Annotated in this window: 19 protein-coding genes and 1 pseudogene; 7 read left to right on the top strand and 13 right to left on the bottom strand. The window is 52.9% G+C overall.

Annotation, left to right across the window (positions count from 1 at the left end; translation table 11 throughout):
* Positions 1-76: 76 nt before the first annotated feature.
* On the bottom strand, positions 77-454 hold the full coding sequence (locus BMX00_RS03240; protein ID WP_090827077.1) for a YidH family protein: 378 nt from the start codon (positions 452-454) through the stop codon (positions 77-79).
* Between the two features lie 216 nt (positions 455-670).
* Here BMX00_RS03240 and pdxJ point away from each other — a divergent pair, with 216 nt between their 5' ends.
* The 3 genes from pdxJ to nagZ are packed head-to-tail and all read left to right on the top strand — an operon-like array spanning position 671 to position 2,830.
* A complete protein-coding gene (gene pdxJ / locus BMX00_RS03235; RefSeq protein ID WP_090827076.1) occupies positions 671-1,396 on the top strand; it encodes a pyridoxine 5'-phosphate synthase in 726 nt (241 codons plus the stop codon).
* Entirely contained in the window at positions 1,393-1,770 is a 378-nt protein-coding gene (gene acpS, locus BMX00_RS03230; RefSeq protein ID WP_090827073.1) for a holo-ACP synthase, read from the top strand. The genes pdxJ and acpS overlap by 4 nt, the downstream gene beginning before the upstream one ends.
* Before the next feature lie 10 nt (positions 1,771-1,780).
* Entirely contained in the window at positions 1,781-2,830 is a 1,050-nt protein-coding gene (gene nagZ / locus BMX00_RS03225; protein WP_090827071.1) for a beta-N-acetylhexosaminidase, read from the top strand.
* Between the two features lie 31 nt (positions 2,831-2,861).
* On the opposite strand, the pseudogene BMX00_RS15080 reads toward nagZ, so the two are convergent.
* Positions 2,862-2,978: pseudogene (locus BMX00_RS15080) on the bottom strand (DUF3253 domain-containing protein); the annotation flags it as partial.
* Positions 2,979-3,124: 146 nt separating this feature from the next.
* On the opposite strand from BMX00_RS15080, the gene BMX00_RS03220 reads away from it, so the two are divergent.
* Positions 3,125-3,562, top strand: coding sequence for an Hsp20/alpha crystallin family protein (locus BMX00_RS03220; protein WP_090827681.1), 438 nt, complete (start codon positions 3,125-3,127; stop codon positions 3,560-3,562).
* A 265-nt stretch (positions 3,563-3,827) separates the two neighbouring features.
* Here BMX00_RS03220 and BMX00_RS03215 read toward each other — a convergent pair whose 3' ends face one another.
* On the bottom strand, positions 3,828-4,685 hold the full coding sequence (locus tag BMX00_RS03215; RefSeq protein WP_090827069.1) for a metal ABC transporter permease: 858 nt from the start codon (positions 4,683-4,685) through the stop codon (positions 3,828-3,830).
* A 10-nt stretch (positions 4,686-4,695) separates the two neighbouring features.
* Complete coding sequence (locus tag BMX00_RS03210) at positions 4,696-4,953, bottom strand: metal ABC transporter substrate-binding protein (RefSeq protein ID WP_218141476.1); 258 nt, start codon at positions 4,951-4,953, stop codon at positions 4,696-4,698.
* Between the two features lie 414 nt (positions 4,954-5,367).
* Here BMX00_RS03210 and BMX00_RS03205 point away from each other — a divergent pair, with 414 nt between their 5' ends.
* Complete coding sequence (locus tag BMX00_RS03205; protein WP_090827066.1) at positions 5,368-6,132, top strand: carbonic anhydrase; 765 nt, start codon at positions 5,368-5,370, stop codon at positions 6,130-6,132.
* Between the two features lie 132 nt (positions 6,133-6,264).
* On the opposite strand, the gene yut is transcribed toward BMX00_RS03205, so the two are convergent.
* The 9 genes from yut to BMX00_RS03160 form a co-directional block, all read right to left on the bottom strand.
* Positions 6,265-7,224, bottom strand: a complete 960-nt coding sequence (gene yut / locus BMX00_RS03200) for an urea transporter (RefSeq protein ID WP_090827064.1) — start codon at positions 7,222-7,224, stop codon at positions 6,265-6,267.
* Between the two features lie 114 nt (positions 7,225-7,338).
* Complete coding sequence (ureG, locus tag BMX00_RS03195; RefSeq protein ID WP_090827062.1) at positions 7,339-7,998, bottom strand: urease accessory protein UreG; 660 nt, start codon at positions 7,996-7,998, stop codon at positions 7,339-7,341.
* 20 nt (positions 7,999-8,018) lie between these two features.
* Positions 8,019-8,696 (bottom strand): urease accessory protein UreF, encoded by a 678-nt coding sequence (locus BMX00_RS03190; protein ID WP_090827060.1) that lies wholly within the window; start codon positions 8,694-8,696, stop codon positions 8,019-8,021.
* Positions 8,697-8,705: 9 nt separating this feature from the next.
* Positions 8,706-9,236, bottom strand: a complete 531-nt coding sequence (gene ureE, locus BMX00_RS03185) for an urease accessory protein UreE (RefSeq protein ID WP_090827058.1) — start codon at positions 9,234-9,236, stop codon at positions 8,706-8,708.
* A 7-nt stretch (positions 9,237-9,243) separates the two neighbouring features.
* On the bottom strand, positions 9,244-10,950 hold the full coding sequence (gene ureC / locus BMX00_RS03180) for an urease subunit alpha (RefSeq protein ID WP_090827056.1): 1,707 nt from the start codon (positions 10,948-10,950) through the stop codon (positions 9,244-9,246).
* Between the two features lie 42 nt (positions 10,951-10,992).
* Positions 10,993-11,301 (bottom strand): urease subunit beta, encoded by a 309-nt coding sequence (locus tag BMX00_RS03175; RefSeq protein WP_090827679.1) that lies wholly within the window; start codon positions 11,299-11,301, stop codon positions 10,993-10,995.
* 31 nt (positions 11,302-11,332) lie between these two features.
* The gene (locus BMX00_RS03170; protein ID WP_090827054.1) at positions 11,333-11,635 is read right to left on the bottom strand and encodes an urease subunit gamma; all 303 of its coding nucleotides are present in this window, start codon (positions 11,633-11,635) and stop codon (positions 11,333-11,335) included.
* Between the two features lie 143 nt (positions 11,636-11,778).
* Positions 11,779-12,717, bottom strand: coding sequence for an urease accessory protein UreD (locus BMX00_RS03165; protein WP_245727628.1), 939 nt, complete (start codon positions 12,715-12,717; stop codon positions 11,779-11,781).
* Positions 12,718-12,809: 92 nt separating this feature from the next.
* A complete protein-coding gene (locus tag BMX00_RS03160) occupies positions 12,810-14,156 on the bottom strand; it encodes a hypothetical protein (RefSeq protein WP_245727626.1) in 1,347 nt (448 codons plus the stop codon).
* A gap of 620 nt (positions 14,157-14,776) precedes the next feature.
* On the opposite strand from BMX00_RS03160, the gene BMX00_RS03155 reads away from it, so the two are divergent.
* Positions 14,777-16,759: a HAMP domain-containing protein gene (locus BMX00_RS03155; RefSeq protein ID WP_090827052.1), complete on the top strand. Its 1,983-nt coding sequence runs from the start codon at positions 14,777-14,779 to the stop codon at positions 16,757-16,759.
* A gap of 164 nt (positions 16,760-16,923) precedes the next feature.
* Positions 16,924-17,559 (top strand): response regulator, encoded by a 636-nt coding sequence (locus tag BMX00_RS03150; protein ID WP_090827050.1) that lies wholly within the window; start codon positions 16,924-16,926, stop codon positions 17,557-17,559.
* Positions 17,560-18,347 lie beyond the last annotated feature (788 nt).

The raw sequence follows: 18,347 nt of genomic DNA, 5'->3' as shown, positions 1-18,347 counted from the left end.
CCACAAGCCCCTGCCCCTACGCTGAAAATCACTGATACGGACGGCTGATATGAATGGCTGGGATATCTGTAAGCCTTCAGGATACGATGAGATATACGGCCAGCAACACCCCCACCGTGGCCACAGTTAAAGATAGAAGCGATGTCAGCCATGGTATGGCGAGCTCGGGAACATCTTCTGGAGAAAGCGAACGCACGTAAGACCGGTGATTATGCAGTGCCCCCAGAATTATCGCGGAACCGGCGAGCACAAGAATGGTACCGAGTAAGCCAGAGGGCCAATGGAGGTGGGAAGCATGATTTACCGCTCCCTGAACTCCACTTGAAGTCGCCACGAGTGTCAGAAAAAAGCCGAACCTGGCCACCACAAAACCGAGCGCCATGACGGTCAGCCCCGTTCGCACCCAGGCGAGCAGTGTGCGCTCGGCGGCGAAAAAAACGCGTGGGTCCGGCATTTTTCGTTGTTGACCTTCTCCTCCTCAGCCCATGCATTCTTCCCCTTCCGAGGCTGACCCTTATATTAGCGAGACTGTTCTCCTCTCCCGATTTCTTATAGTATAGTAGGTTTTAACTTGCTCCAGTGTAATTGCTCAGTCTGCCGGACCGGCTGCCGGGGCTGATCACCATATCGACAATATGCACGCTGCAATACTGGAAGATTTGCAACCATTATGATCAAACTGGGCGTCAATATCGATCACATCGCCACATTGCGGCAGGCGCGCGGCACCACTTATCCCAGCCCTGTAGAGGCCGCGTTGATCGCGGAATCGGCTGGAGCCGACGCCATCACCCTGCATTTGCGCGAAGACCGACGCCATATCCAGGACAGGGATGTGGAAGTCCTCCGGGATTTGCTCAATACCCGCATGAACCTGGAGAGCGCTGTCACCGACGAAATGATCAATTTTGCGCTGCGCATCAAACCCCACGACGTATGCCTGGTTCCTGAGCGGCGCGAGGAATTGACTACCGAAGGGGGGCTCGATGTGCTGCGGTATTTTAAACAGGTCCAGTACGCTTGCCGCCGATTGGCTGAAGCAGGCATCCACGTATCGCTGTTCATTGACGCCGAACCGGCTCAGATCGATGCAGCGGCGGAGGCCGGTGCGCCGGCTATCGAGATTCATACAGGTCACTACGCGGACGCTCACACCGATAGCGAGCAGGAAATCGAACTGGAGCGGATTCGCACGGCCGTCACGCTAGGCATTGGCAACGGGCTGCAGGTCAATGCGGGGCATGGGTTGCATTATCATAACGTCCAGCCCATAGCGGCCATAAGCGGCGTTTCCGAGCTCAATATCGGCCATGCAATAGTCGCGCACGCGCTATTCGTCGGTTTTGAACAGGCTGTGCGGGAAATGAAAACGCTGATGGTGGAAGCGCGCAAATGATCTATGGAATCGGAACTGATCTGGTCGAGCCCGCGCGTATTGCACGGCTATTGGAAAAATATGGTGATCGCTTCGCCAAGCGTCTATTGACAGATGAGGAGTGGCCTGAATATGTTCGAAGCACTCAGCCAGCCATGTTTCTGGCCAAGCGCTTTGCTGCCAAGGAAGCGCTTTCCAAAGCAATTGGTACAGGTATGCGCTATCCGGTAAGCCTGAACCACATCGGTATAAATCACGATAGCCGGGGTAAGCCGTATTTCTCTTTCCACCCTGAATTGAGTACGCTCGTCAGGAACGAAGGCATAACCGGCCATCATCTATCCATCAGCGATGAATTAAACCTCGCCTGCGCTTTCGTTGTTCTCGAAAAATGACGGATAGTTAATGTCGCTCGGGCCTGTCATGCTCGACATCGGCGGCGGGCAGCTTACCGCGGCCGAGAAAGAAAAGCTCCGGCACCCGTTGGTCGGCGGCGTCATTCTGTTCACGCGCAATTACGCGTCTTTCGAGCAACTTACCCGGCTAACCGCCGAGATTCATGCTCTCCGAACTCCCCCCCTATTGATCGCTGTCGATCACGAAGGCGGCAGGGTACAACGCTTTCGCGAAGGGTTCACCAGACTGCCCGCCATGCGCGAACTGGGCAGGATCTGGGATGAACACTCCGGCAAGGCACGGCATCTGGCGCAGGCCAGTGGCTATGTGTTAGCTGCGGAACTGAGGGCGGCGGGCATCGATTTCAGCTTTACCCCCGTGCTGGACGTGGATTACGGACGCAGCAGCGTCATTGGTGATCGTGCCTTTCATCACAAACCCCAGGTCATCATCGACCTGGCTCGCAGCCTCATGTCCGGGCTGAAGCTGGGCGGCATGGCCGCAGTCGGAAAACACTTTCCGGGACACGGTTATATTCAGGCAGATTCTCATACCGAACTGCCGGTCGACCAGCGCTCTTATCACCATATCGAATCGAATGACCTCATCCCGTTTCGAAAAATGATCAGCTTCGGGTTGCCCGGCATCATGCCGGCACATATCATTTACCCGCAGGTCGATAGTCATCCCGCGGGATTTTCAAAGATTTGGCTGAAGGATGTTCTTCGCGGAAAACTGGGCTTTGAAGGCTGCATTTTCAGCGATGATTTGAGTATGGAAGGCGCGGCGGTTGCGGGGGATATAGTGAATCGCGCGAAAGCCGCGTTGAACGCCGGGTGTGACATGGTGCTCGTATGCAACGATCCCGAAGCAACCGACACCCTGCTGTCGGAATTGCGTTGGGATATGCCGGCCATCAGCCTTGCCCGCCTGGCCCGCGTGCGCGGTCGGCCTCATCCTCTATCCATGGTAAAACTGCATGAAACCGCAGGCTTCGTAGATGCGGTGCAAAAAATATCGGGCATCGGAATCCGTAGCGGCATATTGCCGCTGGGATAATTACGCCGAATCCGGCTCGTCCGTAATGGCTTCACTGTATTGTCGGGCCCACATGAACGCTGGGACCTCTCCTCCGAAGCTCCCACCTCCCCTCCGACCTCTTTTCCACACTTATCCTGCGAACCTCACCTAAATCTCTTCTCCACCTAAATTTTTCTTGTGAACCCGCTCCTTAGCCGAATCTTTATCTTTCAGGATGGAGAGCTTGAAAAAACGTTCATGCGCCTTATATTGATATTAGCGCCAACTGAAGTCGTATTGTCTATCAACATGGATTTTTTTACAGGAGGATTTATGGCTATTGCTCGTTATGAACCCTGGAGTCTATTGCATCAATTACACAGAGAACTGGACCGCGGTCGCGAAGGTGGAAACGGAGAAGGATCGGCTGTAACTGCGGAATGGGCGCCGGCAGTCGACATCAAGGAGGAACCGGATAAATTCGTTCTTCAGGCGGACCTGCCGGGAGTGAAGCCCGAGGAAGTCGATATCAGTATGGAAGATGGCGTGCTGACCATCCGGGGCGAAAAGAAGACCGAGGCAAAAACTGAGAAAGAAGGTTATAAGCGGGTCGAGCGGACTTACGGCTCCTTTTACAGACGCTTCAGTTTGCCGGATACCGCCAATCCAGAGGCGATATCGGCAAAAATGAATCAAGGCGTACTTGAGATCGTCATTCCCAAGCGGGAGGCCGTTCAGCCCAAGCGAATCAATGTCACTGCGGCTGCGTGAATGCCGAGAAACATTGAATAGCTCCCGTAATGTAATGTGATAGGTCATTCACGAAGGTAAATGGAGCCCAGAAGCCCAGCGCTCTGGGCTCCACCCTTATTGAAGGTTTGATCTGGAACAACGGCAGGGCAAGGCCAGCTCTTTGAATTGCAGAAGAGGCGTCTCAAATCTGATGCTTGTAGTCTCCGCAAAGAGCGGGAGGCAAACCGCTTCAACTTCCCGCCCCACACCGCTCGACAGCCCATATATGAAAGCGACAACTGTTTCAACGAAGGTCCTGTCGATGTGGCCTGGCTGCCTGATTGCCCAACAACGTCCTGCAGCGTTTAATCAATACTGACAGGCAGAACAATATCGCGCCGAATAATACGATGGTTGCGCCTGAAGCGGCGTTAAAGACATAGCTCAGATACATGCCCCCAACGCCTGTTACCGCGCCTATGATGAAAGAATAAATCAGCATGCGGCCGAAGCTGTCCGTCATCGTGCGGGCGGTCAATGCAGGCGTAATAAGCGTGGCGGCAATCATGGTCACGCCCACCACATTCATCGAAGCGATAATGGAAAGCGTGAGAAGAAATGAGAACGTGAACTGTACCATTTCCGTCCTGATGCCAAATATCCGCGCCGCCTCATTATCAAAAGTGGAAAAGAGCAGTGGTCGATACAACAATAATATGGAAACGATGGCACAGGCAGTGACCAGACCGATAATCAGCAAATCCTCGTTGGTAATACCCAGGATATTGCCGAACAGGGCCGCTTCAAAGTTCTGGTTAAAAGTGCGAACCTGGCTGATGATCGCCACACCCAAGGCGAACATGGCGGTCGTAACCACACCAATGGCGGCGTCCAGTTTGATCTCACCATTTTTCGTAATCCGGTTGATCAGTATTGCAGCCAGCAGACCCATCGCGCCAGCACTCGAATAAAAATCCAGATTTAGCATAAACCCTACCACTGCCCCGCCGAACGCCGCATGGGACAATCCGTGGCCAACGTAGCTCATGCCCCGCAGTACTACGAACATGCCGATTAACCCGCATAACGACCCCACCATCAAGGCCGCCAGCAAGCCGTGCCGGAAAAACTCATACTCCAGGGGTTCAAGCAAAAATTCCATTTACGATTGATTACCCGTGCGATGCCAAGGGCCTGCTATTGGCAATCAGGAAGTGACCCATGGTGGGCACGTCAAGCCCAAGGCCGTTCGCGATGATCCCTGTCACGTCGGCGTATTCGCCACCCACATTCTGGACAATATTAGTAATTGGAGCGGCTGAGGTAACGACGACAACCTTTTCGCCTGAACCGGTAGAATAAGCCGGCTCCCACAAAAACAGGGCTAACAGCAACAACGAAAACCTGATGAAAAGCCGGATTGATCTCATCGTTTTCATGATGAGTATGAAGAGCTTAAAGTATCTCATACTATACAGCAGTAGACATCCATACTCCTCTTTCTGGCGGTTTTCGCATGGGCGGCGTTATGTCCGCAGATACCTATCTTTTCGCCTCACGGCGTCCGTGAAATCAAAATGCTGGCATGGGGTAGCGGTATATTGAGGAATATTGAATAACCCGGGAATGAGACGTATATAATCGTGTTTTACAAAGGTCTCAGTCCCTTGCCATCGTTCAAATAGGGAACGCCATATCGCTGGACAATCGGCTCTGCCACCAGTTTGACGAGTTTATGTGCGCGACTGTATCAATCGCTCCGACGCGATCTGATATGAGACCAACTGGACGCAGCATGCCTCTACTCAGCATCCTCATAGTAAAACCAATGACTTGATTCGGCCATGTGCAACATACGCGTTGAGGACGACAGGGAAAACGAAAGACCGCATGGGAAATCCAGCAGTAGACGCCTGTTTTTGAGGCTTGCCGCAGGCTCTGCTCTTGGCATGGGTATCGCCGGAATGGTCGGAAGGACGGCTTCTGCCGCAAAAATGAAAATACCGCCTCTGCCCGAAAATGTGATGACGGCTGACGAAGCTCTGGAAAGGCTGATGACGGGGAACCAGCGCTATGTCAGCGGCCAGTCCAGGCCATTGAATTTCGCTGAAGATCGAACCGCCCTGGTACAGGGACAGAACCCATATGCCAGTATTTTGAGTTGCTCGGATTCGCGAGTGGGCCCCGAATTCTGCTTTGACGAGCAACGCGGTGATCTGTTTGTTGCCCGCGTGGCGGGCAATTATTTAACCACGGACTTTGTGGCCACGCTCGAATATGCCGCTGCCCTATTGCATACGCCGCTGATCATGGTATTGGGGCACGAAAGCTGTGGTGCTGTGGCAGCGGCCATTGATGCCGTTGACAAAAATGAACAGTTTCCGGGGCATATTCAGGCTCTGGCGAGCGCGCTCGCGCCAGCAGTCAGGGCTGCTAAAGCGATGCCGGGCGAACGTTTTGGGAACGTGGTCAAAATGAACGTCATCCGCAATGTGGATAAGCTGAGGAACCAACCCCCTATTCTGAGCAGATTGGTGTCAGACAAGAAAATTCGCATAGTCGGGGGAGTATATAGCCTCAAAACGGGGAAGGTCGATCTGGTCGCCTGATTCGGGCGATGCCTGCACTCATCTGGAGTTAATGACTCCGTCAGACTGCCGGAATACCGCGTTGAAATTCGCTAGTGCTGGGCGAAAACGCTAAACACTATCACAGCGCGGCATCCGGTAGAGAGATCTGTTTTATTTGACGGAGGGATCGGACCAGTATTTGGACATGCTTGCCGCGAACAGGAACATCCACATCGTGAGGACGAACGGAAAGGTAAGGGTCGGCAAACCTATCGGCGCGAGAAAATTCGCCAGACCAGCCTGACACACCACAGTTAAAATACCCGCCAGAAGCGCCAGCGCAGCACTCCTTCCGCTCGGTTTGAGGAAAACCCAACCGACCGCCATCATCGTTAAAACCGGGTTGAACGCGTATAACCCCATTTCGATCAGGTTTTGATTCGCACCCAGCAGGATCGGTATAACCACTCCCACAATGGCGCCACAAGCCGCCATGAGCGCACCGCGCAAGGAAACGATCGCAATGCCGGTCAAAAACAAAATACCGACGATAACACTGTCCGCAAACATCACCTCAGCGACGCCCTTTGTAAGGGCAGTAAACCACATATCAGCCGGAACGGGTCCTGCACCTGTTACCGCCGAAGGTAGCCCGGGTGGGGGCAAAACGGGGCCGCGCGAAAAGCTGTCGAAAGCATATACCGCGACCAGAAACATCCAGCTGGTTAATACGAATGGGGATGTGGAGGCGGGAATTTTGTAGGGCGCAAGAATTCTCATGAAGGCCGCCAACACGATGCTCGACAATATCGAGGCTAGCACGACATATAACCAGAGCTGCGGAGAATGCTCGAGAAACAGGAACAGGCAAGGCCCAACCAGCGTCCCGTTGAAACCATATAAACCCGCATCGATGTCATCTTCTGAGAAGCCGAGAAGATAGGCTGCAACGGTACTACTGATAACCCCCACGGTTGCCGCGGCCCCCGCAGTAAGGCCACCGATGTAAAGCGCTACCAGGAAGATGAAACCCGTCACCGCATTACAACAAAAAAATACCTGGCCCACGCCCCTCAGGATCGTGCGCAGAGGACGGGGAAGTGCTTCATCGATTTTCAACGACCAGTCCATGGTGGTTGGCTCCAAAAGTTTGTTATGTAACGCTTTCTTTTCTTAGCGGCAGCACAAGTAAATTACTCGCCTATCCATGGCAGAAACCAAATCCTGGGTTTACCCCCGATGCAGTCACTGTGACGCCTCCTCCGCCTTTTTCTTTTTTACTTCGTCCAATAATCCCTGTTTCACGATGAAATCGACGATCTGGTCAACGCCTTCCCCGGTATGCAGATTGGTAAATACGAACGGCCGTTCTCCTCTCATCTTCTTTGCGTCGCGTGCCATTACCTCCAGACTTGCTCCTACGTACGGCGCGAGATCGATCTTGTTGATGACCAGCAGCGCTGAGCGCGTAATGCCGGGCCCGCCCTTCCGGGGTATTTTTTCACCGGCAGCAACATCAATCACATAAATGGTGAGATCGGAAAGTTCGGGGCTGAAAGTCGAGGCAAGATTGTCCCCCCCGGACTCGACCAGGATGAGATCAAGATCAGGAAAATCCGCTGTCATACGCGCGATCGCCTCCAGGTTGATCGACGCGTCTTCCCTGATTGCCGTATGCGGGCACCCGCCGGTTTCCACCCCCATGAGGCGTTCGGCGGGCAGCGCATTGGCGCGCAACAGAATTTCCATGTCTTCTTTGGTATAGATATCGTTGGTGATCACAGCCATTTCGTAGCGGTCGCGCATCTTTTTGCTCAATGCTTCACATAGCGCCGTCTTGCCCGAACCGACGGGTCCGCCGATTCCGACTCTTAAAGGATTCGAGGGATTCGATTGTTTATTCATCGTTTTCAACTCCAGTCAATTCAAGATCGATAGATGCGGCTATATTGTGTTTCGTGGCGCATCGAGAACAACGACAACCCCGGCGCCCAGTTGGATAATTCATCATCCATCAGGCTCCGCGCTTGCAAAGCCGCCCGTTCGATAGTGGAATGCAGGGAAAGCAGAACGCGTTGACCGGATAACTGCCCAAGCGGAACGGATTTGACGCATGCGAGCACTTGATTCTCGGCCGATGAGAACAACATCCCCAATAGCGCGTTTTCATGTGGGACGCCCAGCGCCTCCGCGGCGCACGCAAACGCGGTCGGCAATGGAATTTCCACTTGCCTGGCAAGGATCTCCAGCAATGCGTCGTCCGCGATCTTGAGATCCACCACCAGCTTGCCCAGCGAATAACCCATCTGCAGGGTTTCCGCGCGAAATTCGGCAGTATCCCGACCCGCGACCAGGCGTTCGGTCCAGAACGTCACCGCTTCCAAATCTCGCGCTGAAAAGGCTTTCAGCAGCCGCCAGAGGATCGGGGCCTCGAAATCCGCAGCCACTCCCAGCCATTCGACTATCCAGCCCCGCGCCGAATCTTCGTCCTTGACCATACCTGCCTCGATGGCAGCCTCGAGGCCCTGCGAATACGTATAAGCGCCGACGGGCAGCGACGGGCTTGCCAATTGCAATAAGCGAAGGAGCGCGGTCGATTGCATTGCGATTGATTAAGGTTTAGGGTCAGAAGGACGATGGATTTTCTGATGCACCGGTATCGGGGCCAAGGGACCATGGGAATGGGAGTAGCCGTGATCATCGCCACCATGATGATGGCCTCCACTGCTGTAGGCACCCGCTTCCGGTTCGAATTGCGCACTTTCTTCCACCACGGTCGCTCCCAATCCTTCAAGCATTTCCTTCAGCACGCTATCCTGGTAAATTCGTAGAAATCCGTCGCCCACCTGCGTCTGAGTATGGCGGTTACCCAGATGAAATGCGCAGCGCAGCAAATCGTGCGGCGAATGGCAAGTAATCCTATAAGTGGGCTCTTCCGCCGCCACAATTTTTACCACCCGCCCATCGTCGCCCTTGAGCAGATCATTGTTGCGCAATACCGTACCTCGGGCAGTAAAAATCGCGACTTCTTCCCCTGACGCGAGCCTCGTACGCAGGCGGCTGTTTTCGCGCAGCTCATAGGGTAAAACAAGCTGCGCGGAAACCACGTCTGCATGCGCTACTTTCGTATTCAAGGTAAGCATGGCGGCTTTAAAACAGGAAATACCGCTGTGCCATGGGCAGGACATCTTCTGCCCCGCACGTCAGAAGCTGCCCATCGGCCCGCACCTCATAGGTTTCGGGATCGACTTCCATCTTGGGCGTGGCACCGTTGTGTATCATGTCCTTCTTGCGTAAATTGCGCGTGTCCTTGATCGCAATCAGGTTCTTGTCCAGCTTGAGGTTATCGACCAGGCCCGCGTTGATTGCCGCCTGCGAGGTAAACGTGAAACAGGATGTTTTGATACCCCCACCGTATCCGCCGAACATGTAGCGGTAATGTACCGGCTGCGGAGTCGGAATGGAAGCGTTGGGATCTCCCATCAACGATGCCGCAATCATTCCACCTTTCAGGATCATCGACGGCTTGACACCGAAAAAGGCGGGGCGCCACAAGACGAGGTCAGCGTATTTGCCCACCTCGACGGAGCCAATTGCGTGAGACACCCCGTGGGTAATGGCCGGATTGATCGTGTACTTGGCGATATAACGCTTGATGCGGAAATTATCGTTTTTGGATGTGTCCTCCTGCAGCGTGCCGCGCTGTATCTTCATCTTGTGGGCAGTCTGCCAGGTACGTATGACCACTTCCCCAATACGGCCCATTGCCTGAGAATCCGATGACATCATCGAAATGGCACCCATATCGTGCAGGATATCCTCAGCCGCAATGGTTTCCTTGCGGATGCGCGATTCCGCGAACGCAAGATCCTCGGCTATGTTGGCGTGCAGGTGGTGACACACCATCAGCATATCCAGGTGCTCATCCAGGGTATTGACGGTATAGGGCCGGGTCGGGTTGGTGGAAGACGGGAGGACATTTTCCTGACCCACGACCGCAATGATGTCCGGCGCGTGCCCACCCCCGGCACCTTCCGTATGGAAAGTATGTATGGTCCGGTCCCTCATCGCGGCAATCGTGTTTTCCAGGTAGCCGCCTTCATTGATGGTATCGGTATGAATCGCCACCTGTATATCGTATTTATCGGCAACGTTCAGGCAATTGTCGATGGCTGCATAGGTCGTGCCCCAGTCTTCGTGCAGCTTGAGGCCACAAGCGCCGGCAAGAATTTGCTCTTCCAGCGGAACCGGCAGGCTGACGTTGCCCTTGCCGAAGAAGCCGGTATTCATCACCATGCCATCCGACGCCCGCAGCATCGAATGGATATGCCAGGGGCCGGGGGTACATGTAGTGGCGGCCGTGCCAACCGCCGGTCCCGTGCCACCACCCAGCATGGTGGTGATGCCGTTCATCATTGCGTCCTCCGCCTGCTGGGGACAAATGAAGTGGATGTGGCTGTCGATACCGCCAGCGGTAAGAATCATGTTTTCACCGGCAATAATTTCGGTTGCCGCCCCGATCAACATCGTGACATTGGGCTGGATATCCGGATTTCCGGCTTTACCGACTGCAGCGATTTTGCCGCCCTTCAAGCCCACGTCGGCTTTTACAATACCCCAGTGGTCTACGATCACCGCGTTGGTAATGACGGTATCCATTACATCCGCGTGATTACCCTGGGACTGGCCCATGCCATCGCGGATCACCTTGCCCCCACCGAATTTCACTTCTTCCCCATAAGTCGTGAAATCCTTTTCGATTTCGATAATAAGTTCCGTATCAGCCAGGCGAATGCGATCACCGGTCGTGGGGCCCACCATTTCAACGTAGGCCTGGCGGGAAATATTTAAACTCATTTTTCTGCTCCTTTATCAGATTGGGACATTGTCATGATCTTATTACTTCAGTTTGCCCATCACTTTCTGATTGAATCCGTAAACCACCCGGTTTCCCGCAAGCTCGACGAGTTCAACAGTGCGTTCCTGGCCCGGTTCGAAGCGTACGGCGGTACCCGCCATAATATTCAGGCGCATGCCATATGCGGCCTCCCGGTCGAATTTCATCGCGGAATTGACTTCATAAAAATGAAAATGCGAACCGATCTGTATGGGACGGTCACCGCCATTGGAAACAGTCAGTGTCCTGGTTTTTCTCCCAGCATTGAGCTCGATATCGCCGGGTTGCGCGAATATTTCTCCTGGTATCATTGGTATTCTGGCCATCGTAATCTCCTGGTGTTTAAGGAATAGGATTGTGCACGGTCACAAGCTTGGTTCCATCGGGGAACGTCGCTTCGACCTGGATGTCGGGGATCATCTCCGGAATGCCTTCCATCACATCGGAACGGGTCAGCACCTTCCTCCCATCCGCCATGAGCTCGGCCACGGTATGGCCGTCACGCGCACCTTCAAGCACTGCGCAGGTAATCAACGCGACCGCTTCCGGATAATTGAGCCGCAAGCCGCGCGCCTTGCGTCTTTCCGCCAGTAACCCAGCGGTAAATATATGGAGCTTGTCTTTTTCTCTTGGTGTAAGGTCCATTTGCTTCCCTCCTCAATAATTAGATGATTGTTCGGTTTCGGGTGGCCATTTCGGGTGGCCAGTAGGTGATAAATACATCCATATATATAAAGCGGTACCTCTTTCAAAGCGGTACCTCTTTCGCATGATGCCGGCACGCAACATCATGTATTCCAAATGCGCGGCACCACCGCCTTGCGGCCCAGCATCTCCGGCCGGAGATGGCTCCAGACATCCAGCATTACTCGCCGCGCCGTTTGGCTTGAATTACCCAGGTAACGCGCGACCACTAGCCCTTTTAACTGGGAAATACGGGCTTCACCTCCGTCAACTGCAATTCCGGCTGCACCTTCGCGTGCTGCCTCCAGTACTGCTGCGGAAACGGTTGGGCCCGCGGCAATCAACGTGGCGCAAACCGTGCGACCGGCGAGCAAAAGCGGATTTCGCATTGCCGGGCTGCCGCCCGATAACCTTAATTGTTCGTACCAGATCAATTTACCATCGCGGCGGATGCCGATACGCTGGCAGATCTGACCGCCATTGAACGATTCCCCCGATGCGGTACGGCCGAAGCATAAAATCTCGCAGCCGATATAGCTTGCTTCTTTACCCAGCGTTACGCTATGTTCCAGCTCGACATGTGCGTTATCGAAAAAAATGGTTTCCTGGGGAAGCCACTCAAGCGAACCGCCTGAACCCACGTCCAGGGTTATGTTCTGACGTGAAATATTGCCGTTGGCCTTATACCATTTGGCAGCACCCGGAGTGGTGAGTTGCGCTTTTCCCGCCACGCCAACCTTGGCTGCGATTTCCATCTGATCCCCACCCACGACTCCGCCCGGAGGATGTACGATGACTACCTGGCAAATCTCTCGCCCTTCCGGATAAAGCGGTTTTTGCACGATCAGAGGGCCAAAATGGTCGCGCTCCGTCAACCGGGTCGCGCCACCATCCTCCACGAATTTCAGGGAAAGGCGCGCCTGCAGCGGGGTATGCGGTTGGCCCGGAGCGGGAACCGATGAATGCTGCGCAGGGTATAGGTGATGAACCGAGGCGGTATCCCGCATTATCAGTGCGTCTTCAGAACGAGGAATCAGATACATTATGTGTTGTCTTTTGTTTCACTCAATACTCGAGTCATTGCCGCAACCTGAAGGAGTGCTGCATATCGATCAGGCAATGGAATGCAAATTAATTACATTTGCAACTGGAAGGACAACTTGAAAACGTCGACCTTGTCTCCCGTTACCGTGGGTGCGTAATTCAAACCCTTGGTAAAAAGATCCCCGTGTTGGTAGTACGCCGAGATACGGGCATTAAAGCCGTCGATGATATAGTTCACGCCACCCTCGATTTCTTCCCGATTACTGCTGTGATTGGGTTGAACGCTGGTAAATCTCCCATAGGGCTGGAACTTTCCAATTCCGACTTTGACCGGTATCAGATACAGCCCGGTGACTGTCCATGATTTTCCGTCAAACATGCAAAAACAGTCGGAATTGGCAAACGCGGCTGTGGAGTAATTGGCGTAAAACTGCTTGTACTCAGCGTTGACCGTGGCCACCCCTAAATTTCTGGGCAACACTTTTTCGAAAAGCGCATCGCCGACGAGCCCGAGAAAGTCACTTCGATGAGCAAACGAACCGGCGCCGTCTTTCTGATATGAGGCGCCGAACGCCAGCGCCAGGATATCGCCGGCCTTTCCAAAGTAGGTACTGCTGGTGTAATAGCCCGGATTTTTCTCGGGATTCAAAAAATTGTAGGTGAAGCGGCCCGCCCAGAGAACATTATTGCCTTGATTGGGTCCGAATCCCTGGCTGGATTGCAATCCTTGGTATACGCCCACCGCATAACCCAGCGTGCCCTTGATGAAGCCCGGTTCAACACTTCCCCAGAAAGTGCCGCCATCGTCACGGCCGTAGCGGCCGGCTCCGCCGTTGCCAAACTTGACGCTGAAGTCCTGCGAAAAGAAGGGTGTCTTGAAGGCATCATGTGTGGCCTGGTAAAAAGGACCACTCAGTTCGCCCCGCTCTGTAGGCACCAACATGCGTCCGCCCCAGACGTTGAAGTACCTGTTAAACTCCAATTTCCCAATTGCGTCGAGGATGTTATACGACATCCTGGGGTTATCGCCGGGATGAGTGTTGTCGCAGAAAAAACATTCGGTATTGAGTTCGAACTTGACATATTTATGGACTTGCCCGTTGACGTAGAGACGGGCATTGTCGATGAGGAATCGCCCATCGAACCGATCCGCCGCCTTGTTCTCCGCCCATCGGCCCGAACCGCGGAAACCCATGCCCACCTTCACCCACACGGTGTCATCGATTGCATACTTAGGCCCATTCGGAACCTTGAAGTCCGGCTCCGCTGCCCTTGCCATAGGTGATAAAGACGCACAACCGGCTATCAGTGTGGCACCCAACGCTACGCGGGCAAAGAAATTTTTCCCTTGCTTACCGAAGTCATTTTTTTGTGAAATATGAGCCGCCATTGATTCGTAGCTGGCCACCTTATCCATCTTTTTGCCCAAATTATTCATCGCTAATTTCTTTTTTAAGTTCGTAAGTCGAGTGGGATAATCATGCAGGGGTTTGCGATGTGAGTCACTAGAAAATATCCACAGTTTGAAAATTTTGTATAAGAAGATTTGTCCATATGTATTACGAACGATGATTGGAGATGGGCTGCAACCCGCTACTTTGCTTTGGGAAAATTCCGGGCGCCTGCCAGAGGGAACAATAAAGAAGGCGACGTCGGTGGTCTGCGGGATATAGCCCAACGGCATAATGGCGCGAAAATATTGACCGATTGCTATGAGCCTTGAATGCCTAGCTGCAGGATGATCCTGTCAAATTCCGGCAACCAGGCTGCGCGACCACCCCAAAACCTTCCTGACGCATGAAATGTGATACTGCCGCGCTCCTGGATAGTGCATACATGTGCTTGATCCAGCTGTTCTCTGCCTTGAATTCGCGAACATTCGGTATCCTTGCGCCCTGCTCTGCGGTCAAAAGCGGCACACGCCACCTGTCCAGCTACCGGATTCAGAATGATCGTGATTGGGAAACAGGATTACAGCAGGAAAAGCGGCTCTGATTTAACAGGATAAGCGAGCAAGAGGAACAACAGGAACAACCGGACAAGGCATTAAGGGAAAACATGAGGATCGGTCTTTTTACCAATTTTTATTTTATTTTCATTGTCTCAGTACTCAGCTTGCTGATATTGCTTTCCTCTCAGGCGCTGGGCACTCTGGACGATATCACCAAAGCTGAGCGCCAAAAATACAGATCGCTGCAGCTTGCAAACGAGTTATTTCAGAGTTCGGAAGACCTCACCAAGGCGGCCCGCAGCTATGTGATCACCGGCGACGCGATTTACGAGCATTTCTTTTTTGAGACTCTCGACATCCGCAACGGCAAACGGCCGCGCCCCAAGGATTACTCAATTACTTATTGGAACGTAAACGGACCTCCCGCCGCCAGCGCACTGGGTAATGCCATCTCATTGATGGATTTGATGCGTCGCGAGGGTTTTAGTGAACGTGAACTTGATCTGCTGCAACAATCGCAAAAGAATTCCGATAATCTGGTAAACCTGGAAAAGCAAGCGTTCGCTGCCACAAAAGGATTATGTGGCGACCGATACGGAAATTTCACCATACCGTGCGCATCTGGCCGCGATTCCGCCATAAACTTGTTGTTTGGCGAGCGTTATAAAGCCGAGAAAGCAATGATCATGGCACCCATCAGCCAGTTCATGCTGGAGCTGGATAACCGCACCCAAAGCAGGTTGAGCAATTTACAGTCCAAATTCGAGCAGCAAATCCTGCTGATACTGTCAGTGCTCTGCACTGCGCTGCTCGTTGTAGCGGTCGCCACTTTATATATGCGCCGCAATATCCTGCGTCCGCTCGATCATCTCAGCCGCCAGGCGAGCAGCATTGCACAGGGCAGCTATTCCACCCGCTGCGACATCTCCACCCACAATGAAATCGCTGAACTCGGTGCCGACTTCAATACCATGGCGGAAGCCATTGAGCATGAAATCACAAAACTCAAACAGGTTGAGGAATCGTTACGCGAGCGATTAAAGGAAATCAACTGTTTCTACGCGATCCGCCGCGGCATGGACTCAGAATCGCTGGAGGAGGTTTGCAGGACTATTTTTAAGCAACTGATCGCGGCAATGAAGTTTTCAACTATTACCGCTATCCAAATCGAATTGGATGGAAGGCTGTTTGTTTCCGATCAATATGATAAGAATCATATACGCGAATTACGAAAGCAGATTATGGTCTACGGGGAGGCTCACGGCTGGATAGTGGTATCTTACAGTGAAGACCAACCCTTCCTGCTGCCCGAGGAACAGAATCTGATCGATGTCGTGGGAGATGATTTGGGAAAGTGGTTGGAACACAGGCAAGCGGAGGCACGAATTCTTGTAGAGCAGGAGCTTCGGGTGCGCGATGCAGCCATACGGGAACTTGCGGCGCATGTGGAGCGGATGCGGGAAGAAGATCGCAAATACATTGCCCGCGAAATTCATGATGAACTGGGTCAACTCCTGGCGGCATTGCATCTGGAAATCTCGTTATTGAAGAGTGGAGTGGATCGAGAAGATAATAGAAATGAACGACTGGAAATCATCCGGCGCAACATGTCGGAACTGGTGACCAAGGCAGATCAGAGTGTTCATAATGTTGCCGAACATTTGCGTCCCGCCTCACTGGGGTTGGGGATCACATCGGCCCTTAAAAAATTGGCCGATGAATTCAGGAAACATAGCGGCGTAAATTGCGTATTGCAGTTGGCGGAGGAATCGATTGATCTGGATGAAGATCAGACTGTGGCGATATTCCGCATTGTGCAGGAATCCCTGACCAACGTGACACGACATGCCGAAGCCAGTTGTGTCGAAATCCACCTGTCGCAAACTGCAGATGATCTCATTGTTGAGGTGCGCGACAACGGTAAGGGATTTGATCCCAAGGGCGCCATCAAGGGAAAGTCGTTCGGCTTGCTCGGAATGCGTGAGCGGGCAGCCGTACTGGGGGGCGATATTGATATTACCAGCATGTGGCAGCAAGGAACCGTGGTCAGCGTATGTATCCCCCTGAAACGCAATGAAGAGAACAGTTAAAGACCGGAGGGTAAGAGATCGCGGGGGAAAACAGGGACGCAACCGCGCTTTGCTGAACATGATATTTACACTCTTGTATATTTTTCGCCCGCTGCTGGATACTTTTCAGCCACGTTGACAAGTTGGCTGGACCCTTCAATCAACCAATCTCAGCTGGATAAGAATTGATAATCAAGGTACTCATCGCTGATGACCATAGGCTTTTCCGCGACGGCCTGAAACGAATTCTGGCCGAAACAGCCGACATCGTAGTCGTTGGCGAAGCGACAGACGGGCCGGATGCTTTGGAAAAAATGCGCCGCGGCGGATGGGATGTGGCATTGCTGGATGTCAACATGCCAGGTATGAATGGGCTGGAAGTATTAAAGCGAGTAATGAACGATGATGCAAAACGTCAAGTGCTGATGTTGAGCACCTATCATGAGGATGAATATGCTATCAGGACAATACGCGCGGGCGCGTCCGCTTATCTCACCAAGAACAGCCCAACCGATCTGCTGATATCTGTAATACGGCGCTTAGCGAATGGCGGAAAATATATAGATGCAAAACTGGCCGAGAAACTTCTGTTCGATCTCGGTCCAACATCGACAATATCCCTACATTCCACGCTTTCCGATCGGGAGCTCGATGTCCTCAAGCTTATCGCCGTTGGAATATCTTTAACGGAGATCTCGCAAAAATTGGCGTTAAGCGCGAAAACCGTGAGTACCTACCGTGCGCGCATCTTGGAAAAAATGAACATGCAGAACAATGCTCAGTTAGTCCGCTACGTAGCCGAACACAAGTTGCTGGAATAGCCAATGCATGCGTTCGGCATGACCGGTTCTGGTAGGCGAGATCAGCACGGATAGTGTGCTGGTCTACCTGAATTCGTCCTTCGCTTCCTTATTTACCGAAATATCGGCCCCCATTTTTTCAGACCGCCATAACTGGTCGACTTCCAAAGGAATTGGCCTTCGGGGTCACAAAAATCAGACGGAATGTGCGGGAGCGTACAGATAATGGCCGTCATCTAAGACCAGCATGATGGCACAAGCTAGGCGGAAATTTCGCAAAATTGTATTGCTCGGTCCAGAAGAAATGTATGGCGGGTCACGCTGAACGATTCGGCCAAATAAATCGACAGACAATTGGATAAACCGGGCCGTACAACCGCGTGCGGCCATCGCGCGACAGGAGTTGGCAGCCGCTATGATTCACCTGGACTCCAAAGGTCTGGGAAGTCGACTTCGAGCGGACAATCGCCCAAAAAAGAGCGAGCGATGGTTCGAGCAGAATGCCTTGTAAACCATTGGCCAAGCTTAAGTCTGTATTCCAAGGCTATGCGCGACATCATCGCTCTTCTATACAAACCATAGCCAAAGAAGATCATGGCGCACAAGTTCGAAGTTGGTGATCACGTGAGCTGGAACTCGAAGGCTGGGTACATCGATAAAAGATACCAAGGTTCACATAACGAAGTTGTTTACAAGGGCTACACATCACGCGATCGAGCATGAGCCGCAATAGGAAATCAAGCGCGACAAAACTGGCCATGTTGCGATGCACAAAGGCACGTAATTGAAAAAAATAAACGGCTGAGAGC

The sequence above is a fragment of the Nitrosovibrio tenuis genome, from assembly GCF_900109785.1.
GTDB classification, from domain to species: domain Bacteria; phylum Pseudomonadota; class Gammaproteobacteria; order Burkholderiales; family Nitrosomonadaceae; genus Nitrosospira; species Nitrosospira tenuis_A.
The sequence above is the reverse complement of the archived record's forward strand: the minus strand, read 5'-3'. Positions and strand labels throughout refer to the sequence as shown.

What these genes read in the sequence shown, in the direction of transcription:
- BMX00_RS03160 (WP_245727626.1), bottom strand. Translation starts at nt 14,156, where the DNA reads ATGAATAATTTGGGCAAAAAGATGGATAAGGTGGCCAGCTACGAATCA.
- yut (WP_090827064.1), bottom strand. Translation starts at nt 7,224, where the DNA reads ATGGACTGGTCGTTGAAAATCGATGAAGCACTTCCCCGTCCTCTGCGC.
- BMX00_RS03190 (WP_090827060.1), bottom strand. Translation starts at nt 8,696, where the DNA reads ATGCAATCGACCGCGCTCCTTCGCTTATTGCAATTGGCAAGCCCGTCG.
- ureC (WP_090827056.1), bottom strand. Translation starts at nt 10,950, where the DNA reads ATGAGTTTAAATATTTCCCGCCAGGCCTACGTTGAAATGGTGGGCCCC.
- pdxJ (WP_090827076.1), top strand. Translation starts at nt 671, where the DNA reads ATGATCAAACTGGGCGTCAATATCGATCACATCGCCACATTGCGGCAG.
- ureE (WP_090827058.1), bottom strand. Translation starts at nt 9,236, where the DNA reads ATGCTTACCTTGAATACGAAAGTAGCGCATGCAGACGTGGTTTCCGCG.
- BMX00_RS03215 (WP_090827069.1), bottom strand. Translation starts at nt 4,685, where the DNA reads ATGGAATTTTTGCTTGAACCCCTGGAGTATGAGTTTTTCCGGCACGGC.
- BMX00_RS03170 (WP_090827054.1), bottom strand. Translation starts at nt 11,635, where the DNA reads ATGGACCTTACACCAAGAGAAAAAGACAAGCTCCATATATTTACCGCT.
- BMX00_RS03175 (WP_090827679.1), bottom strand. Translation starts at nt 11,301, where the DNA reads ATGATACCAGGAGAAATATTCGCGCAACCCGGCGATATCGAGCTCAAT.
- BMX00_RS03240 (WP_090827077.1), bottom strand. Translation starts at nt 454, where the DNA reads ATGCCGGACCCACGCGTTTTTTTCGCCGCCGAGCGCACACTGCTCGCC.
- BMX00_RS03165 (WP_245727628.1), bottom strand. Translation starts at nt 12,717, where the DNA reads ATGTATCTGATTCCTCGTTCTGAAGACGCACTGATAATGCGGGATACC.
- nagZ (WP_090827071.1), top strand. Translation starts at nt 1,781, where the DNA reads ATGTCGCTCGGGCCTGTCATGCTCGACATCGGCGGCGGGCAGCTTACC.
- BMX00_RS03220 (WP_090827681.1), top strand. Translation starts at nt 3,125, where the DNA reads ATGGCTATTGCTCGTTATGAACCCTGGAGTCTATTGCATCAATTACAC.
- acpS (WP_090827073.1), top strand. Translation starts at nt 1,393, where the DNA reads ATGATCTATGGAATCGGAACTGATCTGGTCGAGCCCGCGCGTATTGCA.
- BMX00_RS03210 (WP_218141476.1), bottom strand. Translation starts at nt 4,953, where the DNA reads ATGAGATCAATCCGGCTTTTCATCAGGTTTTCGTTGTTGCTGTTAGCC.
- BMX00_RS03205 (WP_090827066.1), top strand. Translation starts at nt 5,368, where the DNA reads ATGTGCAACATACGCGTTGAGGACGACAGGGAAAACGAAAGACCGCAT.
- ureG (WP_090827062.1), bottom strand. Translation starts at nt 7,998, where the DNA reads ATGAATAAACAATCGAATCCCTCGAATCCTTTAAGAGTCGGAATCGGC.
- BMX00_RS03155 (WP_090827052.1), top strand. Translation starts at nt 14,777, where the DNA reads ATGAGGATCGGTCTTTTTACCAATTTTTATTTTATTTTCATTGTCTCA.